General features: G+C 64.2%; 22 protein-coding genes. 14 read left to right on the forward strand and 8 right to left on the reverse strand.

Annotated features, from left to right (window positions below):
* Window positions 1–2: 2 nt before the first annotated feature.
* Window positions 3–380: a BlaI/MecI/CopY family transcriptional regulator gene (locus IGS55_RS19050; RefSeq protein ID WP_230517672.1), complete on the reverse strand. Its 378-nt coding sequence runs from the start codon at window positions 378–380 to the stop codon at window positions 3–5.
* A 100-nt stretch (window positions 381–480) separates the two neighbouring features.
* Window positions 481–2,196, reverse strand: a complete 1,716-nt coding sequence (locus IGS55_RS19055; protein WP_230517671.1) for a methyl-accepting chemotaxis protein — start codon at window positions 2,194–2,196, stop codon at window positions 481–483.
* A gap of 291 nt (window positions 2,197–2,487) precedes the next feature.
* Here IGS55_RS19055 and IGS55_RS19060 point away from each other — a divergent pair, with 291 nt between their 5' ends.
* From IGS55_RS19060 to IGS55_RS19085, 6 genes are all read left to right on the forward strand, one after another.
* Window positions 2,488–3,858, forward strand: coding sequence for a DEAD/DEAH box helicase (locus IGS55_RS19060; RefSeq protein ID WP_230517670.1), 1,371 nt, complete (start codon window positions 2,488–2,490; stop codon window positions 3,856–3,858).
* 233 nt (window positions 3,859–4,091) lie between these two features.
* The gene (gene otnI / locus IGS55_RS19065; protein ID WP_230517669.1) at window positions 4,092–4,874 is read left to right on the forward strand and encodes a 2-oxo-tetronate isomerase; all 783 of its coding nucleotides are present in this window, start codon (window positions 4,092–4,094) and stop codon (window positions 4,872–4,874) included.
* Window positions 4,875–4,962: 88 nt separating this feature from the next.
* Window positions 4,963–5,778 carry a hypothetical protein gene (locus IGS55_RS19070; protein ID WP_230517668.1) on the forward strand — a complete coding sequence of 272 codons (816 nt, stop codon included), beginning with the start codon at window positions 4,963–4,965 and terminating at the stop codon, window positions 5,776–5,778.
* On the forward strand, window positions 5,763–6,236 hold the full coding sequence (locus tag IGS55_RS19075; protein ID WP_051992001.1) for a hypothetical protein: 474 nt from the start codon (window positions 5,763–5,765) through the stop codon (window positions 6,234–6,236). Before IGS55_RS19070 ends, IGS55_RS19075 begins: the two co-directional genes overlap by 16 nt.
* 84 nt (window positions 6,237–6,320) lie before the next feature.
* Complete coding sequence (locus IGS55_RS19080; RefSeq protein WP_230517667.1) at window positions 6,321–6,740, forward strand: VOC family protein; 420 nt, start codon at window positions 6,321–6,323, stop codon at window positions 6,738–6,740.
* Between the two features lie 110 nt (window positions 6,741–6,850).
* Window positions 6,851–7,222 (forward strand): TraR/DksA family transcriptional regulator, encoded by a 372-nt coding sequence (locus tag IGS55_RS19085; RefSeq protein ID WP_230517666.1) that lies wholly within the window; start codon window positions 6,851–6,853, stop codon window positions 7,220–7,222.
* Window positions 7,223–7,395: 173 nt separating this feature from the next.
* Here IGS55_RS19085 and phbB read toward each other — a convergent pair whose 3' ends face one another.
* Window positions 7,396–8,142, reverse strand: a complete 747-nt coding sequence (phbB, locus tag IGS55_RS19090) for an acetoacetyl-CoA reductase (RefSeq protein WP_230517665.1) — start codon at window positions 8,140–8,142, stop codon at window positions 7,396–7,398.
* A gap of 231 nt (window positions 8,143–8,373) precedes the next feature.
* Here phbB and IGS55_RS19095 point away from each other — a divergent pair, with 231 nt between their 5' ends.
* Together IGS55_RS19095 and IGS55_RS19100 are read left to right on the forward strand one after the other, a co-directional pair.
* A complete protein-coding gene (locus tag IGS55_RS19095) occupies window positions 8,374–8,694 on the forward strand; it encodes a hypothetical protein (protein ID WP_071324588.1) in 321 nt (106 codons plus the stop codon).
* 86 nt (window positions 8,695–8,780) lie between these two features.
* Window positions 8,781–9,647 carry a universal stress protein gene (locus IGS55_RS19100; RefSeq protein WP_230517664.1) on the forward strand — a complete coding sequence of 289 codons (867 nt, stop codon included), beginning with the start codon at window positions 8,781–8,783 and terminating at the stop codon, window positions 9,645–9,647.
* Between the two features lie 20 nt (window positions 9,648–9,667).
* On the opposite strand, the gene IGS55_RS19105 is transcribed toward IGS55_RS19100, so the two are convergent.
* The 3 genes from IGS55_RS19105 to IGS55_RS19115 form a co-directional block, all read right to left on the reverse strand.
* Window positions 9,668–10,027, reverse strand: coding sequence for a hypothetical protein (locus tag IGS55_RS19105; protein WP_034758862.1), 360 nt, complete (start codon window positions 10,025–10,027; stop codon window positions 9,668–9,670).
* A 196-nt stretch (window positions 10,028–10,223) separates the two neighbouring features.
* Entirely contained in the window at window positions 10,224–10,802 is a 579-nt protein-coding gene (locus tag IGS55_RS19110) for a glycine zipper domain-containing protein (RefSeq protein WP_230517663.1), read from the reverse strand.
* Window positions 10,803–10,988: 186 nt separating this feature from the next.
* Window positions 10,989–13,091 (reverse strand): serine hydrolase domain-containing protein, encoded by a 2,103-nt coding sequence (locus tag IGS55_RS19115; protein ID WP_230517662.1) that lies wholly within the window; start codon window positions 13,089–13,091, stop codon window positions 10,989–10,991.
* A gap of 164 nt (window positions 13,092–13,255) precedes the next feature.
* On the opposite strand from IGS55_RS19115, the gene IGS55_RS19120 reads away from it, so the two are divergent.
* Entirely contained in the window at window positions 13,256–14,917 is a 1,662-nt protein-coding gene (locus tag IGS55_RS19120) for a histidine kinase (RefSeq protein WP_230517661.1), read from the forward strand.
* Window positions 14,914–15,603, forward strand: coding sequence for a LytR/AlgR family response regulator transcription factor (locus IGS55_RS19125; protein ID WP_230517660.1), 690 nt, complete (start codon window positions 14,914–14,916; stop codon window positions 15,601–15,603). The genes IGS55_RS19120 and IGS55_RS19125 overlap by 4 nt, the downstream gene beginning before the upstream one ends.
* A 4-nt stretch (window positions 15,604–15,607) precedes the next feature.
* On the opposite strand, the gene IGS55_RS19130 is transcribed toward IGS55_RS19125, so the two are convergent.
* Together IGS55_RS19130 and IGS55_RS19135 are read right to left on the reverse strand one after the other, a co-directional pair.
* Window positions 15,608–16,480: a zinc-dependent peptidase gene (locus IGS55_RS19130; protein WP_230517659.1), complete on the reverse strand. Its 873-nt coding sequence runs from the start codon at window positions 16,478–16,480 to the stop codon at window positions 15,608–15,610.
* A gap of 231 nt (window positions 16,481–16,711) precedes the next feature.
* Window positions 16,712–17,212 (reverse strand): winged helix-turn-helix domain-containing protein, encoded by a 501-nt coding sequence (locus IGS55_RS19135; protein ID WP_223278908.1) that lies wholly within the window; start codon window positions 17,210–17,212, stop codon window positions 16,712–16,714.
* Window positions 17,213–17,679: 467 nt separating this feature from the next.
* Between IGS55_RS19135 and IGS55_RS19140 the strand changes: the two genes are divergently transcribed.
* From IGS55_RS19140 to IGS55_RS19155, 4 genes are all read left to right on the forward strand, one after another.
* Complete coding sequence (locus IGS55_RS19140) at window positions 17,680–17,916, forward strand: hypothetical protein (RefSeq protein ID WP_070304091.1); 237 nt, start codon at window positions 17,680–17,682, stop codon at window positions 17,914–17,916.
* A gap of 398 nt (window positions 17,917–18,314) precedes the next feature.
* Window positions 18,315–19,316: an ABC transporter substrate-binding protein gene (locus tag IGS55_RS19145; protein WP_051992003.1), complete on the forward strand. Its 1,002-nt coding sequence runs from the start codon at window positions 18,315–18,317 to the stop codon at window positions 19,314–19,316.
* A gap of 27 nt (window positions 19,317–19,343) precedes the next feature.
* On the forward strand, window positions 19,344–20,153 hold the full coding sequence (locus tag IGS55_RS19150) for an ABC transporter permease (protein ID WP_370385376.1): 810 nt from the start codon (window positions 19,344–19,346) through the stop codon (window positions 20,151–20,153).
* 11 nt (window positions 20,154–20,164) lie between these two features.
* Window positions 20,165–20,956 carry an ABC transporter ATP-binding protein gene (locus IGS55_RS19155; RefSeq protein ID WP_034786306.1) on the forward strand — a complete coding sequence of 264 codons (792 nt, stop codon included), beginning with the start codon at window positions 20,165–20,167 and terminating at the stop codon, window positions 20,954–20,956.
* Window positions 20,957–21,004: the final 48 nt, after the last annotated feature.

Consider the following 21,004-nt stretch of genomic DNA (forward strand, 5'->3'; position numbering starts at 1 on the left):
GCCTATTCCTTCGCATCCGCAGGCCAGTCGTGCAGCAGCTGTTCCAGCGCCGCCAGTTCCTGCTGGTCCACCAGTTTGCTGCCCGTAAACATACTGACCGGCAAGGGGCTGTCGATCTCCATCACGCGCCGGCCAAAGTCGTGGGCGAACGCGGCCAGGGTGGCCACCTTGTCCAGGTTCGCTTCATACACGAGCACGCCGTGCACGCTGCGCTGCAGCAGCATGCCCTTGTCCAGCATGCGCTCGAGCGTCTTGCGCGTGGAGGAAAACGACCAGCCCAGCTCTTCTTCCACGCGGGCATGCAATTCGCGCGCGGACAGCGGATGGTCTTTCCATAAGGCTTTCAATAACGACAGTTCGGTGACGGAGGGCGTGCTCATGGTGCATCCTTTGAGTGACTATTGACACAATTATGCGACAACAGTCACACGCACGCAAGCGGTATTTGCGACAGCTGTCGCATGCATTCAAACGCCGGCATTAGAACTCGTCCCACTCGTCTTCCCCCGGACGCTGTTTGCCTGCCGGAACCTGCGGCGCATGGCGCACCACGGGCTTGACGCTCAGGCGGGCGGGCGCGCGCGCCACCGTGGGCGGCACAGGACGGCGCGCGGCGGGCCGCGGCGCCGGCATGGCGTCCACCTGCGCCGTCCTGAACACGCTCACCGCATCGGCCAGCCGGGCGGCCTGTTCCTGCATGGCTTCCGCCGCGGCGGCGGCCTCTTCCACCAGCGCAGCGTTTTGCTGGGTCACCTGGTCCATTTCGCTGATCGCCTGGTTGACTTGCTCGATGCCGGCCCGCTGCTCGTCGCTGGCGGCCGAGATATGCCCGACGATGCTGCTGACCTTGTGCACGCTGTCGACGATCTCGTGCATGGTGTGGCCCGCCTCGTCGACCAGGCGCGCGCCGCTCTCCACCTGCGCCACCGAATCGTTGATGAGGGCCTTGATTTCCCTGGCGGCACCGGCCGAACGTTGCGCCAGGTTGCGCACCTCGGTGGCGACGACGGCAAAGCCGCGCCCCTGCTCGCCCGCACGGGCCGCCTCGACGGCCGCGTTCAGTGCCAGGATATTCGTCTGGAAGGCGATGCCGTCGATCACGCCGATGATGTCGACGATCTTGCGCGACGAATCGTTGATCGAGCCCATGGTATCGACCACCTGCGCCACCACGCTGCCGCCCTTGCCGGCCACGGCGGAGGCCGACGCCGCCAGGCCGTTGGCCTCGCTGGCATTCTGCGCGTTCTGCTGTACCGTGCCGGTCAGTTCCTCCATCGAGGATGCCGTCTCTTCCAGCGAGCTGGCCTGCTGTTCCGTGCGCGCGGACAAGTCGAGATTGCCCGTGGCAATCTGGCGCGAGGCCGTGGCGATGGCTTGCGTGCCGCCGCGCACTTCGGTGACGATGCGCAGCAAGCTGGCCGTCATGTCTTTCAATGCCTGCATCAGCTCGCCCGTCTCATCCTTCGAACGCACGTCCACCCGCACCGTCAGGTCGCCCTGCGCCACCTGCCTGGCCACGTCGATGGCCGAACGCAGCGGCCCGCTGATGTTGCGCGCCAGCCACCAGGCGATCAGGGCGGCCAGCATCAGCGCCGCCGCGCCGCCGCCCAGCAAGGTCCAGTGCGTGCGCGCCTGCAAGGCCGCCGCCGCTTCCGAGCGCCGGGCCAGCAGCGCCGTTTCCGCCTCGTCCATCTCCTTGAGCAGCGCGCGCATGGCATCCATGCCCTGCTTGCCCCGGCCCTCCTTCTCCAGCGCCAGCACGGGTTCGATGGCTGCCGTGCCCTGCGCCACGGCGCGCCGCATGGCGATCACGGGATCGAGCGCGCCGGCCTGCCAGGCTTGCTTGGCAGCAGAGAGTTTCGCCAGGCGCTCCTGCTGGGCCGGGTTATCGCTGGTCAAGGCGCGCGTCTTGGCCAGATGCGTGCCAAACGCGGCCTGTCCCGCCTGGTACGGCTCCAGCGAGGCCTCGGCGCCCGTGATCACGTAGCCGCGCTGGCCCGTTTCCATATTGATCAGGCTTTCCAGGATCGCGCTGCTTTCAGCGAGGACCTGGTAGGTGTGGGTATTGATGGCATTGGCGTCGGCCAGCCGCGCGACGTTCAGTGTGGCGACGGTGACCAGGGCGGCCAGCAGCAGGACGACAGTGCCGAAACCGCCGTACAGGCGGGTGGCGATGCGGAGATCGGCGATACGCATGATATTCCTCCAGGAACAAGACCCCCCGGCAGCGCGGCCATCCCCCGCGCAAGGGGTGCAGGCAGGAATTTTACCCAGAATTACGCCAGGGCAGCGCGCCCTTGCCTCGCTTTTCTTTACTTGCGACATTGCAAACCTGAAACAAAACAGGCGCGTTTTTGCCATGCTGTTATACTTCGCGTGTGCGGCACATATGACCAGTCCCCTTGCCGCTGTCTTTCGACCCCTAATCTGATTGCCTGCGACTGGCGCCCCACGATGGCGACAGGCCGATCTCACAATAAAGTTACCATGTCCTTTTCCTCCCTCGGATTGTCCGACGCTATCGTACGTGCCGTTACCGAACACGGCTACACCGTGCCGACCCCGATCCAGTCGCAGGCGATTCCCGCCGTGCTGGCTGGCGGCGACTTGCTGGCCGGCGCACAAACCGGCACCGGCAAGACGGCCGGCTTCACCCTGCCCGTGCTGCACCGCCTGTCGACGGACGCCAATGGCGCATCCATCACCAGCAACACCTCGACGCGCCCGATCCGCGCCCTGATCCTGGCCCCGACGCGCGAACTCGCCGCGCAGGTCGAGGAAAGCGTGCGCGCCTACAGCAAGTACACCAAATTGAACTCGACCGTGATCTTCGGCGGCGTCGGCATCAACCCGCAAATCAAGCAGCTCAAGCATGGCGTCGACATCCTCGTCGCCACGCCGGGCCGCCTGCTGGACCACATGGGCCAGGGCACGGTTGACCTGTCGAAAGTGGAAATCCTGATCCTCGACGAAGCCGACCGCATGCTCGACATGGGTTTCATCCGCGACATCAAGAAAGTGCTGGCCGTGCTGCCGCCAAAACGCCAGAACCTGCTGTTCTCGGCCACGTTCTCGGAAGAGATCAAGGCCCTGGCCGACGGCTTGCTGAACAAGCCGGCCATGATCGAAGTGGCGCGCCGCAATTCGACCGTGGAAGTGATCAAGCAAAAGATCCATCCGGTCGACCGCGACAAGAAGCACCCGATGCTGTCCTACCTGATCAAGTCGAACAACTGGACGCAAGTGCTGGTATTTACACGCACCAAGCATGGCGCCAACAAACTGGTCGAGCAGCTGGGCGCCGACGGCATCGGCGCCCTGGCCATCCACGGCAACAAGAGTCAGTCGGCCCGCACGCGCGCGCTGTCCGAGTTCAAGGATGGCACCCTGCAAGTGCTGGTCGCCACCGACATCGCCGCGCGCGGTATCGATATCGACCAGTTGCCGCACGTCGTCAACTACGACTTGCCGAACATTCCGGAAGACTATGTGCACCGTATCGGCCGCACGGGCCGTGCCGGTGCCAAGGGTGAAGCCGTGTCGCTGGTTTGCGTGGATGAGCACGAAATGTTGAAAGACATCGAAAAGCTGATCAAGCAAACCCTGCCGCGTGAAGTGATCCCTGGCTTCGAGCCGGACCTGAACGCCCGCGCCCAGCCTGTGCAATTGCGCAGCGGCACCGGTGGCCACCGCAACAACAGCCGCGCGCCAGCGGGCGCCGTCGTGCGCGTGAAAACCGGCGGCAGCGGCGCCAAGCCACGCAGCGCCGGCCCATCGGGCGGCGGCGGTGGCGGCAACCGTTCGGGCAATGCGCCGCGTTCGGCAGCTTCGCACCGTTCCGGCGGCCGCGGCCGCTAAAACGCAGCCTGAAAGCTACTGCGCGGGGCGCTATTGCGTTTGCGTTGCTCGCCGTACTCCTGTACGGCTGCGCTACTCGACGCAATATCACTCCCGCTCGCTACGCTTTCAGGTGGCGTTTGTCTTTCTTGAAATGCGCTCCCCAACCTCGTTGGCGGGCGCATTTTTCATGCCCGCCACCAATTGCCGATTTGGGCTAGGATAGTGTCCATCCTCCTCACCTGCGTGCCGCCATGCCGAACTTCGCTGCCAACCTCAGCATGATGTTTACCGAACTGCCCTTCCTCGACCGCTTTGCCGCCGCCAGGGATGCGGGCTTCGATGCCGTCGAATTCCTGTTTCCCTATGCCGTCGAGGCGCGGCAGATTGCCATGCTGCTGGAGCGCCACCATCTGCAGCTGGCCCTCTTCAACTTCCCGCCCGGCGACTGGGAGCGCGGCGAACGGGGCATTGCCTGCGACCCGCGCCGGGGCGAGGAATTTCGCAGCAACGTGCAGCTGGCGCTCAACTATGCGCTGGCGCTCGGGGCGAAACAGCTGCACTGCATGTCCGGCATCGTGCCGCCCGGCATGAGCCTGGAGCGGGCGCGGCAAAGCCTGATCGGCAACCTGCAATTTGCCGCCGACGCCTGCCGTCCGCATGGCATCAACGTGCTGATCGAGCCGATCAACCACCACGACATGCCCGGTTACTTTCTGAACCATAGCCAGCAGGCGGCCGACATCATCGCCGACTGCCAGCGCAGCAATATTTTCCTGCAGTACGACATTTATCACATGCAGCGCATGCAGGGCGAACTGAGCAACACCATCCGCGCCATGCTGCCCCTGATCCGCCACATCCAGATCGCCGACACGCCGGGCCGCCACGAACCGGGCACGGGCGAGATCAACTACCGCCACCTGTTCAAGCTGCTGGACCAGATCGGCTACGCGGGCTGGGTCGGCTGCGAATACCGTCCCGCCAGCGACACCGTTGCCGGACTGGGCTGGCGCGAGCAATTGACGAGCGCCTGATCGCAGCCTGCTTGCGCCCGCACAAGGCGGGTAGCGCGGGCCGGCACGACAATACCTTTCCATACAGTATTTCCTGTCGAGAGGTGACGTGTTTGCCCTGCCCGCCCGCCATCGCCGCGCCCTTTATCTTTGCATCCACCTCTGCCTGGCTGCCGTGCTGTGCGGCTGCGCCACCGCGCGCCCCGAGCTGGCGCAAGTGCGCGCCCTGGCGGCCGGCACCGATGCCTTGACCGCCTTCAGCGAACTGTCGCAGCGCCACGTGGACAGCTACCAGCGCGCCCGCCCCTATCTGTCGCCCACCGAAGACGCGCGTGAACGCCTGCTCGATGCCCAGCGCCGCGCCACGCAGGCGGACGCCGCACGCATGGCGCAAGCCGTGCGCCTGTACCTGCAGGCGCTGGGCCGGCTGGCGAATGCCGATGCGTATGACGTGCAACCGGAACTGGCCGGCGCCGGCGCCGCCATCCGCGCCTGGCCGGGCAGCGGCATCGACGACCGCCATGTCAGCGCCTATATCCTGTTGCTGCAGCAACTGTCACGCCTGGCCGGCGGTGCCAGCCAGCAGGCGCACCTGGCGCAAGTGCTGCACGATGGCGACGCGCCGCTGCAAGCCTTGCTGGCCGCGCTCGACAACTTGCTGGCGCTGTACGACAAAAGCGGCGACAACGAGCGCGACATGGTGCTCGGTCTGCTCGACGTGGAAATCGCGTATGCGGACACGCCGCAGCAGCGCCTGCTGGCCGTGCTGGCGAAAAACATGCAGCAAAACAAAACCGAGGAATACCGCCTGGCTGGCTTGCGCCATACCCTGGCGCGCCGGCAACTGGCGGCACTGGGGCGCGAACACGCCCAGCTCGCCGCCGCCCTCACCACCACCACGGAGGCACAATGGACGGATCGGTAGGCAGGAGCAGCAACAGCGAACGCCGCGAAGCGGCCCTCAGCAGCGCCATGCGCGTCGAGCAACTGGCCGACAGCCTGTCGCAGGCGGCCGTCACGCTGCACGGCGCCGTCATGCGCGCCATCCGCAAGCGCGCCAGCCAGGGCGCCGACGGCATCAGCCACAGCCAGGCGCAAGCCGTCTTCGCCCTGGAAGTGGCCTTGCGCCAGCAAGCCAACCAGCTGTATGCCGATGCGGCCGGGCACACGGTGGCGGGCCTGGAAACGGCGCAGCGCCAGCTCAGCGGCCTGCTCGACACGGTGCGCCTGCGCATCGCCCGCAACGACGACGTGCGGCACTGGATCAGCCTGGCGACGAGTTTGTTGCACCTGGGCAGCGCCGTGCTTGCCGGCAATCCCGAACGCATTCTCAGCACGCTGGGCAAGGTGCGTGAGCGCCTGCAAGAGATGGCCCCGGAATGATTGAAATCGGCCGGCGAGCGCCTATACTGGGACCTCCCCCGCGTGGCAATCGTGCTTGCGGGAAGATGACCAGAGGAGACCAAGATGCGTATCGAACCGTATTTGCAATTCAATGGAAACTGCGCGCAAGCGCTCGAATACTACCGCCAGCACCTGCATGGCACCGACCTGTGCCTGATGCCGTATCGCGGCACGCCGATGCAGGAGCAAGTCAAGGAAGACTGGTATGACAAGATCATGCACGGCTCCGTGCAGCTGGGCCCCACCATGCTGATGGGCTCGGACGGCGGCTGTACCGAGGATGGCGCCAAGGGCATGCACGGCAGCTCGATCTGCCTGACCGTCGATACGCCGGAAGAGGCGGAACGGGCCTTCGACGCGCTGGCGCGTGACGGCACCATCCAGATGCCCATGGAAGAAACGTTCTGGGCCAAGCGCTTCGGCATGCTGAAAGACCAGTTCGGCGTTGCCTGGATGGTCAACTGCCTGAAAGAGCCAGCATAGAACGGCCGCTGCCAGCCTGCGCCGCGTCAAACGCGGCGCGGGTGGTAGCGCAAGCAGAGCCGCCAATCTTGGACTACCATGATGGAAGTAACCTCTACCGGGTGATGGCCATGAATGGATTGCCGCAAGACCAGTTGCAGCGCCTGCAGGGCGTGCTGGAGCAACGCAAGCTGGCGTTGCTGGAACAGATCGAGAACGAAGCGGCCGAAGCGGACGCGCGCGCCTCCTTGCTCAATGAAATCGAAGCCTCGCCGGCCGACAACGCCAGCGTGCGCACTTTGAACGCCCTTGTCAGCGAAGCGGCCGAACACAACCTGGCGCAGCTGGCCATCATCAAGCACGCGCTGGCCAAGTTTTCCGATGGCAGCTACGGCCTGTGCGACAACTGCGGCGAAGCCATCGGCCTGTCGCGCCTGAACGCCCGCCCGGAAGCCCGCCTGTGCATCGATTGCCAGACGCGGCTGGAAAAAGCCCAGCGCTGAGCCCATGACGGTAGCGTAAAGGCTGCGCGACAACAAAGGGCAAGGCATCGCTGCCCTGCCCCCTGTTTTCCAGCGTGACTGCCATTGCCTGACGTCCTCCGCCAGCGTCTATGCGCCGGCTGGGTGGACGGGTCTCCTCTACTGCCATTGCCTTGTGGAAGCTGTACGCTTGCTTAACTCATGTGCTGGCCGCCATTGATGGCGATGTTCGCGCCCGTCACAAACGCGGCCTCGTCCGACGCCAGGTAAGCGACCAGGGCCGCCACCTCGTCCGGCTCGCCCAGGCGGCCCAGGGGGATTTGCGGCAGGATCTTCGTTTCCATGATATCGGCAGGCACGGCCGTCACCATCTGCGTGCGCAGGTAGCCGGGCGAGACCGTATTGACGGTGATGCCGTGGCGCGCCACTTCCAGCGCCAGCGCCTTGCTGAAACCGTGCACGCCCGCCTTGGCGGCCGCGTAGTTGCACTGGCCAAACGCGCCCTTCTGGCCATTGACGGACGAGATATTGATGATGCGGCCCCAACGGTTGGCCAGCATCGGTTCGAGCACCTGCTTGCTCATGTTGAACAAGCTGTCGAGATTGGTGCGCATGACCTCGGACCAGTGCGGCAACTCCATCTTGCGCATGCTCTGGTCGCGCGTGATGCCGGCGTTGTTGACGAGCACGTCGATGCGGCCGAACTGCGCCAGCACGCTGGCCACGGCCTCGCTGCAGGCAGCGAAATCCGTCACGTCGAGGGCCAGCGGATGAAAATAATACTGTTGCGCCTGCTGCTCGTCGAGCCAGCTTGTCACCCGCACATTGCCCGGCGTATGCGCGGCCACGACGGCAAAGCCCGCCCCATGCAGGCGGCGGCACAAGGCCGTGCCCAGGCCGCCCATGCCACCCGTCACCAGCGCTACCTTTTGTTCCTTCATTGCTGTCTCTCCCCGCTTGTTATGGTTGTTCTGCGTGGGATCAAGTGTAGGTGGCGCTTTTGAAGCGGGCATTGCGCCAGATCAAAGGCCCGGTCTGCTTATTGCCGCGTTCGTCTGCGCTGTGTCGATATGCTAAAAATTATCAAAATCATACTCATCAAAGAGGTGATGGCACCTCGGCGGGCAAGGCAGCTAATCCTTGCCTGATGGTATGATCCAAAGGAGAACGCGATGGAAATCCAGGACGACACAGAAGCATTGAGGGACTTGTTCAACGACATCAATCCCGGCATGAGCGACGTGGAATCGGTGCATCAGGCGGAGCTCGATCCACAGCATGCGCTGGCCCTGATGGCCAACCCGAAGGCGGCGCTGAAGGCCATGGGCATTCCCGTCAGCGACGCCTCGCAAGTGCAGGTGACCATGAAGAACCGTGCCAGCCGCGCCATGCTGGAGGTGGCGCAAAAGGCGGCGCAATTGCGGCGCATCATCGTCATCGTGATTCACTATCGCAACTGCGATGCCGATATCATCATCATCGCCATGAGCTGAAGCGGCAAGCGCCGGCCGCAGTCGTGCGCGGCCGGCACCCCGGACTGTGCCAGAATGGCCGCTACCGCACAGCGAGAGGACAGGCCATGACGTACAAGACCGTATTGCTCCACATCGACGACAGCGCCGGGCGCGCCGCCCGCATCGAAGCGGCGGCCAGCATCGCCCAGGCTTGCGGCGGCCACCTGACGGGCGTGGCGCTGACGGGCGTGTCGCGCCTGCTGTACCAGAACCAGCCCGACCTCGATGCCGACCCGAACCTGAGTTTGCATCTGAACTTCCTGCGCGACCGGGCCACGCGCGCCCTCGACGGTTTTGAAGCGCAAGTGCGCGCGGCCGGCGTCGCCTCGTTCGAACAGCGCGTGCTCGACGACGAGGCGGCGGGCGGCATCAGCCTGCTGGCCCGCTATGCGGACCTGGTCGTCATCAGCCAATACAATGCCAAGGATAAATCGCCGTCCGTGATGCGCGACTTTCCCGCCTATGTGCTGCTGCATTCGGGCCGGCCCGTGCTGATCGTGCCGTATGCGCCGCCGCTGCCCCTGCTGGCGCCGCCGGCGGCCGCGCGCAATGTGCTCATTTCCTGGAACGCCAGCAAGGAAGCGAGCCGCGCCGTGACCGCCGCCCTGCCCCTGCTGCAGCGCGCCGGGCAAGTCCACGTGGCCATCTTCGACGCCCAGGTGCATGCCGCCGAGCACGGCGAACAGCCGGGCGCGGAACTGACGCAATACCTGGCGCGCCACGGCGTGGAAGCGCGGCTGCATTTGCTCGATGGCGGTGGCGTGCGGCGCGGCGATATCGGCGAAGCGCTGCTGTCGCAGGCGGCCGACCTGTCGGCCGACTTGCTGGTGATGGGAGCGTATGGCCATTCGCGCCTGCGCGAAACCATCCTCGGTGGCGTCACGCGCACGATTCTGCAAAGCATGACGATCCCCGTGCTGATGGCGCACTAGGGCGTATTGAAAGCGGCGGGCTAGCCGCCCTGCCAGGGCTGGCTGCGGATCTTCGCCACCTGGCGCTGCGCCAGCCACTGCCACAGCTGCAGCGCGTCGTCCTGCGGCAGGGCCGACATGTGGCGCGGGCTGGCCAGGGCGATTTCGCAATCGCGGTCCGACCATTCCTCGAAAGTGACTTCGCCTCCGCTAGCGACCTCGACCTGATACATCAAGCCGTCGTCGTAACCAAAACGCAACAGGACGGCGGCCGGGCTGCCATCCTGCGCCACGGCGCCGCCGCGGTAGACCTCGGCCAGCGCATCGGCCAGCTGTGCCGGCGAGGGCGCGCAGATGTCGCGCCCATCGGCCCGTGTCAGAATGAACCATGCCTGTGTCATGACGCGACCTCCTATTCATACCCGTTAGCATGCGAGGCAAGTACTACAGGCAGTCACCTTGGTCCAGTGTCACTTCGGGCGCGCGGAAACTATCCCTGTCGGCATTGTTTACCAATAATTACGAATACTAACAAGGATCATACCTAAATTTCATGCAGCGCGGAATTTATGCATATTCCGCGGCTGGCGCGCCGATTCACGCCACCAGCACGGGTATGCTGAGGGGATCGAAATCCAGCCAGTCGCCATTGGCGATCGTGCCTTCCGCTTCCTCGATATGCTCGGCGCCCAGCCGGTGCAAGGTCTCGAGCGCCCGTTCGCGCTCGTCGGGGCTACCGAGCGCGACGGCGATCAGCATGCCTGGATGCCGTGGCTGGCGGCGGTTTTCGCCATTCCCGTCGCCATTCCCGTCGCCATTTGCTTCGGGTTCGCCCGCGTCCTTCATTTTATTGAAACTGTAGAGCGAGCCTACGTGGGCACCCACGAGCGCCCCCACCACCGGGCCCAGCGGCCCCGTCGCCAGGGTGGTGGCCGCGCCGATGCCCGCGCCGACGGCGGCCCCGACGGCCACGCCTTCCACCACGCCTTTGGGCGTTTCCTTGGCCCCTGGCGACATGTCGCGGTCGCCGCCGAGCGCGTGCAGATCATGCTGGCCCGGCTGGTTGACAAAGAAGGCGCTGATGCGGCTGTCGGGAAACCCCGCCTGGTTCAGGGCCGCGCGCGCGGCGTCGATCTGCTCCTGCAATTGAAAATGACCTGCGATGATGCGTGACATGATACGGCCCTCCTGGTCGGCTGCTGGCGCACCGTGCGCCGCTACGATAGCGTGCGCCGGACGGCGCCAGGATACCGTTCGCTTACGCACACAGTTACGCACACAGCCAATCAATCATGCGGCTGCGCCGTACGGGCTACGGATATCGGACAGGAATTGTTGTGCGCGCAAAGCCCATTAGGTGTTCTAAGGCGCCAGCGCCTTCGTCTCGCCACCGAGACGGATGATCGCCGCTTTTGCGCCCACGGCGCCCGGATAGCGGGGATCGAGCCGCAGCGCTTGCCGGTAGGCCTCGACAGCCTGCGGGCGCAAGCCTTGCTCCACATAAAACTCGGCCAGGCTATCCTGCAGATTCGCGTCGCGCGGATGCAGGTTGACGGCCGCTTGCAGCACGGCCATGCCTTGCGCCACGGCGCCGCTGCCTTTCAAACGGTAGGCTTCCAGGTTCAGCGCCGCCGGGTTGGCCGCACCGAGCGGATCACGCTCCAGCGCCAGGCGCAGGGCGGCGAGGGCCGCTTCCGTCTTGCCTGCGCGCAGCAGGGTCAAGCCTTGCAGCGCATGCGCGCGGTCGCTGAGCGGATACAGTTCCACGGCCAGACGGCTGGCCGCCAGCGCCGTATCTGTCTCGCCACGCGCGGACGACGCTTGCGCCAGTTCCTGCAGCTCGGGCACGAAATCGGGATAGGCGCGCTGGCCGCGGAAGGCCGTGCGCAACTGGTTATCGAGCGCGGCGATGGATGGGGGCGCGGCCGGCCAGGCGATGGCGGCCGTGCGGTCCCAGCTGCCGGCCAGGGCCACGATAGCTTGCTCGAAAGCGGGATCGAAACGGGGCAAGGCGCCGGCCTTTGTTCCTTGCGACAACAGGACATAGTCGCGCGCAAACGCCAGCGCGCCGCCACGCGCGTATTGATTCAGGTCGACGCCCGACAGGCGCAGCTGCCCGGCCATGCTGGCGCCGGCCGTGAGAAACACGCGGCCGCCTGCGGGATGGCGGGCCGCGTCGATGTAGGCGCGCGCCGCCCTGGCATCGGGCGCCAGCGCTTGCCGGTTGATTTGCGTAAATGCCTCGCGCGTGGCGGCCGCATCGGCATACGGTTGATCCGTGCGCTCGGCATACGCCCTGCCCTCCTCGAACAAGCCTTGCGCCACCTGGTACGCGCGCTGCGCACCCGCATCGGCGATATACGTGTTCAGCTGCCACGCTTCGCCCGTGACCACCTCGAACAGGCGCTGCACGAACACTTCGGGATTGACGCGCTCGAGATTGGCGGCGACGGCAATGGTGAGCTTGCGCGAAGGGAAGCTGTACAGATAAGTGACGGTTTCCGGCTGCTGGCCGCTATGGGCAATCGCATAGCGTCCGCCCGTCGGGACGACTTCCCAGCCCATGCCATAGTCCGTCAAGCGGCCGGCGCGCGTGGCCATCGGCTGCACCATGGCGGCCACGCTGGCCGCCGACAGTATTTTGCCTTCATGCACGCCCCTGCCGAACGCCAGCATGTCGGGCACGCTGGCGCGCGTGCCGCCGGCGGAAAAACGGCTGCTGATGTCGACGAATTCCGCATTTTTCCACTCCTTGCCGGCCAGCCGGTAGCCGCGCACGCGATGGGCGATTACGGTGTCCGGATCATCCATCACGATGGTGTCCATGCCCAGCGGCCCCCACACGTGGCGCCGCATGTAGCCGCCATAGCTTTCGCCCGAGGCGCCCTCGATGACGGCGCCCAGCAGGTTGTAGCCATAGCTGGTGTAGCGAAAACGCGTGCCCGGTTCGGCGATCAGGTCGAACTGCTCGAAGACGGCGATGGACTGGCGCGTATCCTTGTGCTCCTTGAAGTGCTTCTCCGCCTTGCTGTTACGGTAGGCATCGATACCGCCCAGGTGGCCCAGCAACTGGCGCACCGTCACGGGAAACGGTTTGACGGGGAAGTACGGCACATACGTTTGCACGGGCGCATCCAGGTCGATCTTGCCCTGTTCCACCAGTTGCAAGATGGCCACCGCCGTCATGGGCTTGGTGACGGACGCCAGCCGGTAGCTGGACCGGGCCGTGGCCGGCACGCGGTTTTCCAGGTCCGCATAGCCATAGCCTTTGACCCATTCCACGTCGCCCTGGCTGAAACCGACGGTCACGCCCGGGATGCGTGCCTTGTCCATGCGCTGCGCCACCCAGCCGTCGAAGTCGGCCAGGCGCGCGGCCAGCGCCGGGGTGGGAATAGTAGCGGAAGCGGCCTGCGCCACGCCGCAGAACAGCGCCAGCGCGCCGGCGAAACAAGTCTTGCTTTGCATAGTCATGATTCCATGGTGAGGGCCGTGTCCACAGCACGGCGCTGATGCATGGTAAGTGTCTTTCATACACCATTGGCGGGCCGTGCACGAAATGCACGTGGCCCGCATGAACGGCACCGAAGTGGATGAAAATGTTGCAAAGGGTTGGCAAATGAGCAGCTACAATGCCCGCCATGCCCTCCGTCTTCCGCTACCTGCCGCTGTGCTGCCTGGCCTTGCCCTCTTTCGCCATGGGCATGGACAGGCTGTCGCTGGCCGAAGGCTGGCGCGCCTGCGGCACAACGCGCGCCACGCCCGCCGCCTCGCTATACCAGCTGCTCAAGCCGGGCCAGCTGCTGTGCGTCGAGCGCGACATCACCGTGGCCGCCACGCCCTCGTCGACGCAGCTGCTGGTGCTGTCGGCGCTAGCTTCCAGCGAAGTCTGGCTTGATGGCATATTGATCGGCAGCAATGGCCAGCCGGCCCGCCAGGCCAGCGGGGAGCGCGCGGGCGACATCGATTTCGCCATCCACCTGACGCCACGGCAGTTGTCCATGGGCACGCACCACCTGCGCATGCTGCTGTCGACGCTACAGGCGCCTGAACGCCTGGCGTCGCCACTGTATGCGCTGTACCTGGCCGACCGGCAAGACTACCGCGCGGCGCTGGCCTGGTACCGGCTGCCGCCACTACTGCTGGCCGGGGCGCTGGGCGCCGTCGCCCTGCTGTTTCTCGCCTTGACGGCGCTGTACCAGCGGCAGCGGCACTGGGCCATGTTTGCCGCGCTGTGCCTGGTGGCGGCGCTGCTGCTGGTGGTGGAACTCTGGCGCAGCGTTACCGGCTATGCCTACCCCATGCATTTGCCGCGCCTGTACGCCGTCAGTGCGCTGACCTGGCTGTTTTCCGCCTTGCTGCCCCTGTATTTTTATACGGCATACCGGCTGCCGCGCTGGCCGCTGGCGGCGGCGGCACTGCTGGCGGGCATCGCGCTGGCCGGCGCGCTGCCCGCGCATTTCGACTCGCGCTGCTGGTCGATGTTCTTGACGGGCCTGGCAACGAGCCTGGCGCTCAACCTGGGCGCCCTGTGGCGCCGCCTGCCGGGCAGCCGCGGCGGCACCTTGATCGCGCTGGCCTCGTGCGCCCTGTTCCTGCTGACGGGCAGCCAGTTTGCCGAAGGCGGCTTCGCCCTCGTCGTGTGCTTCTTGCTGCTGCCCCTGTGCGCGCAATTGCTGGCGCAGCTGCTGCGCGAACGCAGCAAGGCGGCACGCGCCCGGCAGCTGGAAAACCAGCTCTTGCGTAAAAGCATGCAACCGCATTTCCTGATGAATTCCCTGAGCCTGATCAGCGAACTCAACGCGCAATCGCCGGAGGCGGCCGAAACCTTCATCGAGGCACTGGGCGCCGAGTTGCGCATGCTCAACGAATTCGCGCAGCAGCCCAGCATCGCCCTGACGCAGGAACTGGCCCTGTGCGAGAACTACCTGAGCATCATGGGCACGCGGCTGCAGCAGCCGTGCAGCCTGCAGCGCGATGGCGAGGCGGCGGGCATCACGGTGCCGCCCGCCACCTTGCTGACGGCGCTGGAAAATGCGTTCAGCTACAACCGCTACCGCCACGGCGCAACCTTTATCCTGCGCATCGCACACCATGCGCAAACGCACGTGCTCACCCTGATCCTGCCCGAAGGCGAGACACGCCAGCATGCGGGCGGCGGCGTGGGCGAACAGTACATCCGCGCCAGCCTGCACGCCGTGTTCGGCGATGCGGCCCGCTATGAGCGTGAATATGCCAGCGAACAGCAGCAGGCGGGCTGGCGCCTCACCTTTACCTTGCCGGCGGCGTCATGAATGTGTTGATACTGGAAGATGAACCGCTGATCGCGCAAGGCCTCGCCCGCGAGATGCGCGCGCATTTCGGCGCGCGCCTCAGCAATCTCGTGCTGCATGACAATGTCCCGCAAGCGCTGGCCGCGCTGGCGCAGGAACAGGTCGACTTGCTGCTGCTCGATTTGAACCTGCATGGCGCGGACGGCTATGACCTGCTGCGCCTGGCAGCCGATGCGCGCTTCCAGACCATCATCGTCTCGGCCCACGCGGAACGCTCGATCACCGCCTTCGAATTCGGCGTGCTCGACTTCGTTGCCAAGCCTTTCAGCCGTGAACGGCTGCACAAGGCGCTGCAGCGCTATACGGGACGGCATACGGAAGCGGCCTCGCTGGCCGTCAAGAAACGCGGGGCGCTGGAATGGATCGCCATGGCCGACATCGACCATGTGCAGGCCGATGGCCACTACAGCAATATCGTGCTGCGCAGCGGCGAACAGTGTTTTCACGACCTGGCCATCGACAAGCTCATGGCCCTGCTGCCGCCCCACTTCCTGCGCGTGCACCGCTCCTACATCGTCAACAGCCTGGGCTTCAAAAGGCTGCAGATCGCGGCGGGCGGCAAATACGCGCTCGACACGCAGACCAGCACGGGCATACCCGTGTCGCGCAGCAGCTATCCCGCGCTGAAACAGCGGCTGCTGGGCTGAACGCCTACCAGTGCGGCGCGTAGTTGGGAAACGGCGAGGCCATGTGCTCGGGTTCCACGGGCGGCGCCATCCAGCCGCGCGGGTCGACCTTGTAATATTGCAAGAACTGCGCGTACAGCTCCTCGTGGTGCTCGGCCATCTGGTACGGTTTTTCAAAGAAGGTTTCCGTGGCCACGGCAAAGAATTCGGCGGGATTCGTGGCGCCGTAATGGTCCATCACGCTGTGCTGCTGGTAGATGGCGTCGTGGCGCAGATTGTCGAAGTCGCGCGACAGCACGGTGGCCCAGCTGCGGTAGCTCGACACGCTGGGCAAATACGGCGCGCCATTCGCGGCGCCCGATTCGCTGTCGAGCTGGTGGGCAAATTCATGCAGCACGACATTGTGCCCATCGGTCCAGTCGGCCGCACCGCGCTGCACGTGGTCCCAGGCCAGCACCACTCTGCCATCGCCCCAGGATTCGCCCAATAGCCCATTGGCCGATGGCGTGACCACGCCGCCCGGCCCCACTTCATCGCGCGTGACGATGAATTCCGTGGGATACACGAGGATGGTGTCGAGTTCCGGATACACCTGCGTCTGGCGGTTCAGTAACAGCAGGCACGCCTGGCCGGCGATGGTATAGCGCATCTCGTCCGTGATCTCCAGGCCGCCGCAACCGACGAATTTCTTCTGATACAGGAACTGCACGACGAGACGGCGCAACTGCTCCTGCAGCGGGGCCGGCATGCGCGGATACACGGGAATATTCTTTTCCAGCACGGCCAGGCCTTCCGGCGGCAAAGGCCTGGCCAGGGCCCGCTTCAGGCGCCAGCGGGGAAACCACAGCGAAAAGACGATGGCGGCCGTGACGAGGACGATCCACAGCAGCGGGTTCATGCGGAGTCCCGCTTCAGGATAAGGGCAATGGAGCAGGAGAATATGGCGTAGGCAGACAAGGACAAGCTCCTTCAAGTGAACCCGCGCGTTGCGGGCAGCAGTCCAGCCCACATGGGGATGCTTGCAGTCTTTTCAATCAGACGACATGAAACGGCCTGCCCCAACGCCAAAAGCCGGGTTGCGACCCGGCTTTCATTACAACATAACAACGCCTGACAAAACCGTCAGCTATTACTCGGCAGATTTTTGCTGCGGCGCACCGAACAGCGCGGCGACAAGCGGATCGCGCGTCACGGGACCGCGGTTGACGCGGATGGCGTAATGCGTGTCATCGGCCAGGATGTGGAAGTGACGGCCGCTGCCTGCCATGCTTTGCTCGCGCAGGCCTGGACGGTCCTTGCGCGGTGGCGCGCCTTCGCGTTTTGGCTGGACGATGGCGGCCAGGAAGGCGCGCACGCGCTCAGGATCCGGCGTCAGCTGGTACACTGCCTTGCCAAGATAGGTGGCGGTGCCTTCGATGTAGCGGGCCAATTCGATCACGCCCGCTTCGCGCAGGTCGCGGATGTATTTGCGGGCGCCCGATGGCGAAAACTTGAGGAACCAGGCGATTTCATCGGCCAGCATCTCGTGCAGCGACAATTCGCCGATCAGCTTTTGCATGTTTTCGATGCGGCGCAAGGTAGCCGACGTCGAACGCACGCGCTCGATCGGTGCCATGGAAATGGGATTCATGCGTTCCGGGGGGATGGGTGCTGCGCGTTCTACCATTTGCGAGCCTTTTTCGAGGCTACGAAGTTCCTGGTGCGCTGCCTTTAATTCGCTCTTCACGTGAGACTGAGTCATTGCATGCATTTGAATACTCCTTTTAAACGATTGCCGGTAGCCCGGATTGTTAAGTTCTTGGCAATTTTTATACCAGAACGCCACGAATCCTGAGCGTCTGGGCACAGAATGCCATCCCGCTCCTCACTGGTCTGTGCGTTAACGAACATTAGAAGCAAGAAAGTGAAAAATATTGCCTTGTTGAATTATTTCTCTGAATGCATCTATAAAAGACATCTAAAATGCTGCGCCCGCATACGCGCACAAAGTGAAATAGCGAACAGAAGCGTCGGCATCCTTGCAATAAATTCAAAGCTTCGCGCGCGGCACCCGCCGCCCGCATCGCGCCAATCTTGATACTTTGCAAAGGAACCATCATGAATATGCCCAGTCTGCTGGCCGCCGCCGCCCTGATCACCTTGTCCGCCTGCAAAAAACCGGCCGACGCGCCGCTGCCCGAAACGGCACCCAACCCCGCTTCCGCACCCCAGGTGATGCCGCCACCCGTCGCGCCAGCCACGCCGGAAGCGGGTCCTGGCAGCACGACGCCGCCTGCCCCGCTGACGGATCCGGCCACCGCGCCGGCCCTGCCTCCCGCCACGACGCCAAAGTAAGCCCGGCAGACGGAGCCCATCCATCAGGCGCCCATGCGGCGCCGCCCCTACTCCACGGGGGAGTTACGCGTTGCCAGCCTGTTTGCAACGCGTTTTTTTACGATTGGAGTCAGCCGCGCCATTTAGGTTCACCTGCTCCGAGGCCGCAAGCCGGTATCGAACCCGCCCGCCAAAATGCGGCAATCCGCACAGTCTTTCCCCTCATCGTGCGGAAAGGCGGAATCTCACCATTTCCCAATTTCAATAGATTCAAATTAAACCTTTATAAACAATCACTTGCAATAAACGCCAAAATGCGCTCCACTGGCACGGAAGATGCTTTTATATTTTTATAGCCGCCACCAGAGCGGCGCCCTGACCCACGATATAAAAACCATCTACCTTTTGGAGACAACAGCATGGCAAGCACCTTCCGCATCTCGTCCTTCCTCAACACCAAGGCACTGGCCGTGGCCGTCGCCCTGGCCGCGCAATTCCCGCTGGCCGTCCACGCGGCCGATACCGTACGCCTGGGCAACCTGAAATTCGCCCATTACGGCGCCGTCGCCTACATGAAGGAAATCGCGCCGAAATACGACCTGAAGATCGAAGAGCGCATCTTCGCCAAGGGCCTCGACATCGTGCCGGCCATGATCGCCGGCGAAATCGACGTGTCCGCCAGCGCGCTGGAAGCGGCCATCACGGGCCGCGCCACGGGCTTGCCCGTGTACCTGGTGGGCGGCTTCGCCAAGGGCGGCGTGCAGATCGTCGGCCGTCCCGACCTGAACATCAAGGGTATCGCCGACCTGAAAGGCAAGAAAGTCGGCGTCACGCGCGGCGGTCCGCAGGAAATCCTGCTGTTTGCCGAATTGACCAAGGCCAAGCTGACCTGGTCCGACAAGCCGGGCAAGGACGTGCAAATTCTGTACATGGGCTACCCGGACTTGAACCAGGCGCTGCTGACCAAGGATATCGACGTCATGAGCCAGTCCGAGCCGTACTCGACCCAGGCCATCCACAAGAAATACGGCGCGGCCATTCTCAAGCCCTACGACACGCCGCTGGGCGAGCCCGTGCGCGCGCTCGTGATGACGGAAAAAATGTACAAGGAAAAGCCGGCCGTGGCCCAGCGCTTCATGGATTGCTTCGTCGCCGCCACGCGCGCCTTCCTGGCCGACCCGAAACTGGCGGAAAAATATGTGCGCGAATCGATGTTCAAGAACCAGATCACCTCCGACGATTACCGCGACGCCATCGACAACGCCATCTTCACGGAAGACATCACGCAAAGCCACGTGCAGCTGACCACCGACTACATGGTGAAATTCGGCGTAGGCCGCATGGCCAAAGCGCCTGCCGCCAAGGATTGGGTCAAGCTGGATCTGCTGGAAAAAGCCAAGAAGTCCTACGCACCTCGCTAATCTGAAAGTGTCACGATGAATATTCAAATGATGAAACGCTTCGCGCACGGCGCCGCCGTGCCCGTTGCCGTGCTGCTGCTGTGGCAAGCCATGTCCACGTTCGGCTGGATCAACCCGCAAATCCTGCCCTCGCCCGTCGCCGTGGTCGTGAAATGGTATGAATACCTGATTCCCATGGAAGCGTACACGCCCGAAGCGGGCAATTACCTCGTGTGGATGTTCTCCGGCGAATTGCCGCACGATGCCTGGGCCAGCCTGTCGCGCGTGCTGGGCGGCTTTGCCATCGGCGCCGGCCTGGCTTTGCCGCTGGGCTTGCTGATGGGTACCAACAAGACCATCTATAAACTGTTCGACCCGCTGGTGCAGGTGCTGCGTCCTATTCCGCCGATCGCCTACATTCCGCTGGCGATCTTGTGGTTCGGCCTGGGCAATCCGCCCGCCTTCTTCCTGATCAGCATCGGTTCCTTCTTCCCCGTGCTGATGAATACCATCGCCGGCGTGCGCCAGGTCGACGGCATCTACATCCGCGCCGCGCGCAACCTGGGCGCCAGCCAGATGACGATGTTCCGCCGCGTCATCCTGCCGGCCGCCACGCCGTACATCCTGGCCGGCGCGCGCATCGGCATGGGCACGGCCTTCATCGTCGTGATCGTCGCGGAAATGATCGCCGTCAACAGCGGCCTCGGTTTCCGCATCCTGGAAGCGCGCGAGTACTTCTGGTCCGACAAGATTATCGCCGGCATGTTTACCATCGGCCTGTTCGGCCTGGCCATCGATATCGCCATGAATGCCCTGAATAATCATTTGCTGCAGTGGCACCGCGGCCTGGAACACTAAGAGGAACGGCCATGACCACGATCAATATCAACGCAGTCAATAAAATCTTCACCACGGGCGGCGCGGACGTCATCGCCCTGAAGGACATCAACCTGGAAATCGCCAGCGGCGAATTCATCTGCCTGCTGGGACCGTCCGGCTGCGGCAAGTCGACCCTGTTGAACGCCATCGCCGGCTTTTCGCAGCCGACGTCGGGCCAGATCCTGGCCGGCGGCAAGCTGATCACCGAGCCCGGCCCCGACCGCGGCATGGTGTTCCAGGAATACGCGCTGTTCCCCTGGATGACCATCGAGAGCAATATCGCTTTCGGCCTGGAAATCGCCGGCAAGACGCCGGCCGAGATCAAGGAACGGGTCGACATGCTGCTGAGCATGCTGGGCTTGACGGAATTCCGTGCCCGCTACCCGAAAGACTTGTCGGGCGGCATGCGCCAGCGCGTGGCCATCGCCCGCGTGCTGGCCCTCGATTCGCCGATCATGCTGATGGATGAACCGTTCGGCGCGCTCGATGCCTTGACGCGGCGCAACCTGCAAGATGAATTGCTGAAAATCTGGAAAGTCTTCGGCACCACCATCGTGTTCGTCACGCACTCGATCGAGGAATCGATCTATCTGGCCGACCGCACCATCGTCATGACCTACCGTCCCGGCACCATCAAGCGCGACGTGGCCATCGACCTGCCCCGCCCGCGCGACCCGAGCGACCCGGAGTTCAACCGCCTCAAGCGCATGCTGGGCGAGATGGTGATGGAAGAGCAGCAAAGGCACCATAACGCGGAAACCATGGCCAGCACCGCTGATTAATCGCCGCGCAAGCTAACCCGAAAGCAAGTGCCGGGGTCGGACCTTAAG

The sequence above is a fragment of the Janthinobacterium sp. EB271-G4-3-2 genome (genome assembly GCF_020858035.1).
GTDB classification, from domain to species: Bacteria; Pseudomonadota; Gammaproteobacteria; order Burkholderiales; family Burkholderiaceae_D; genus Janthinobacterium; species Janthinobacterium aestuarii.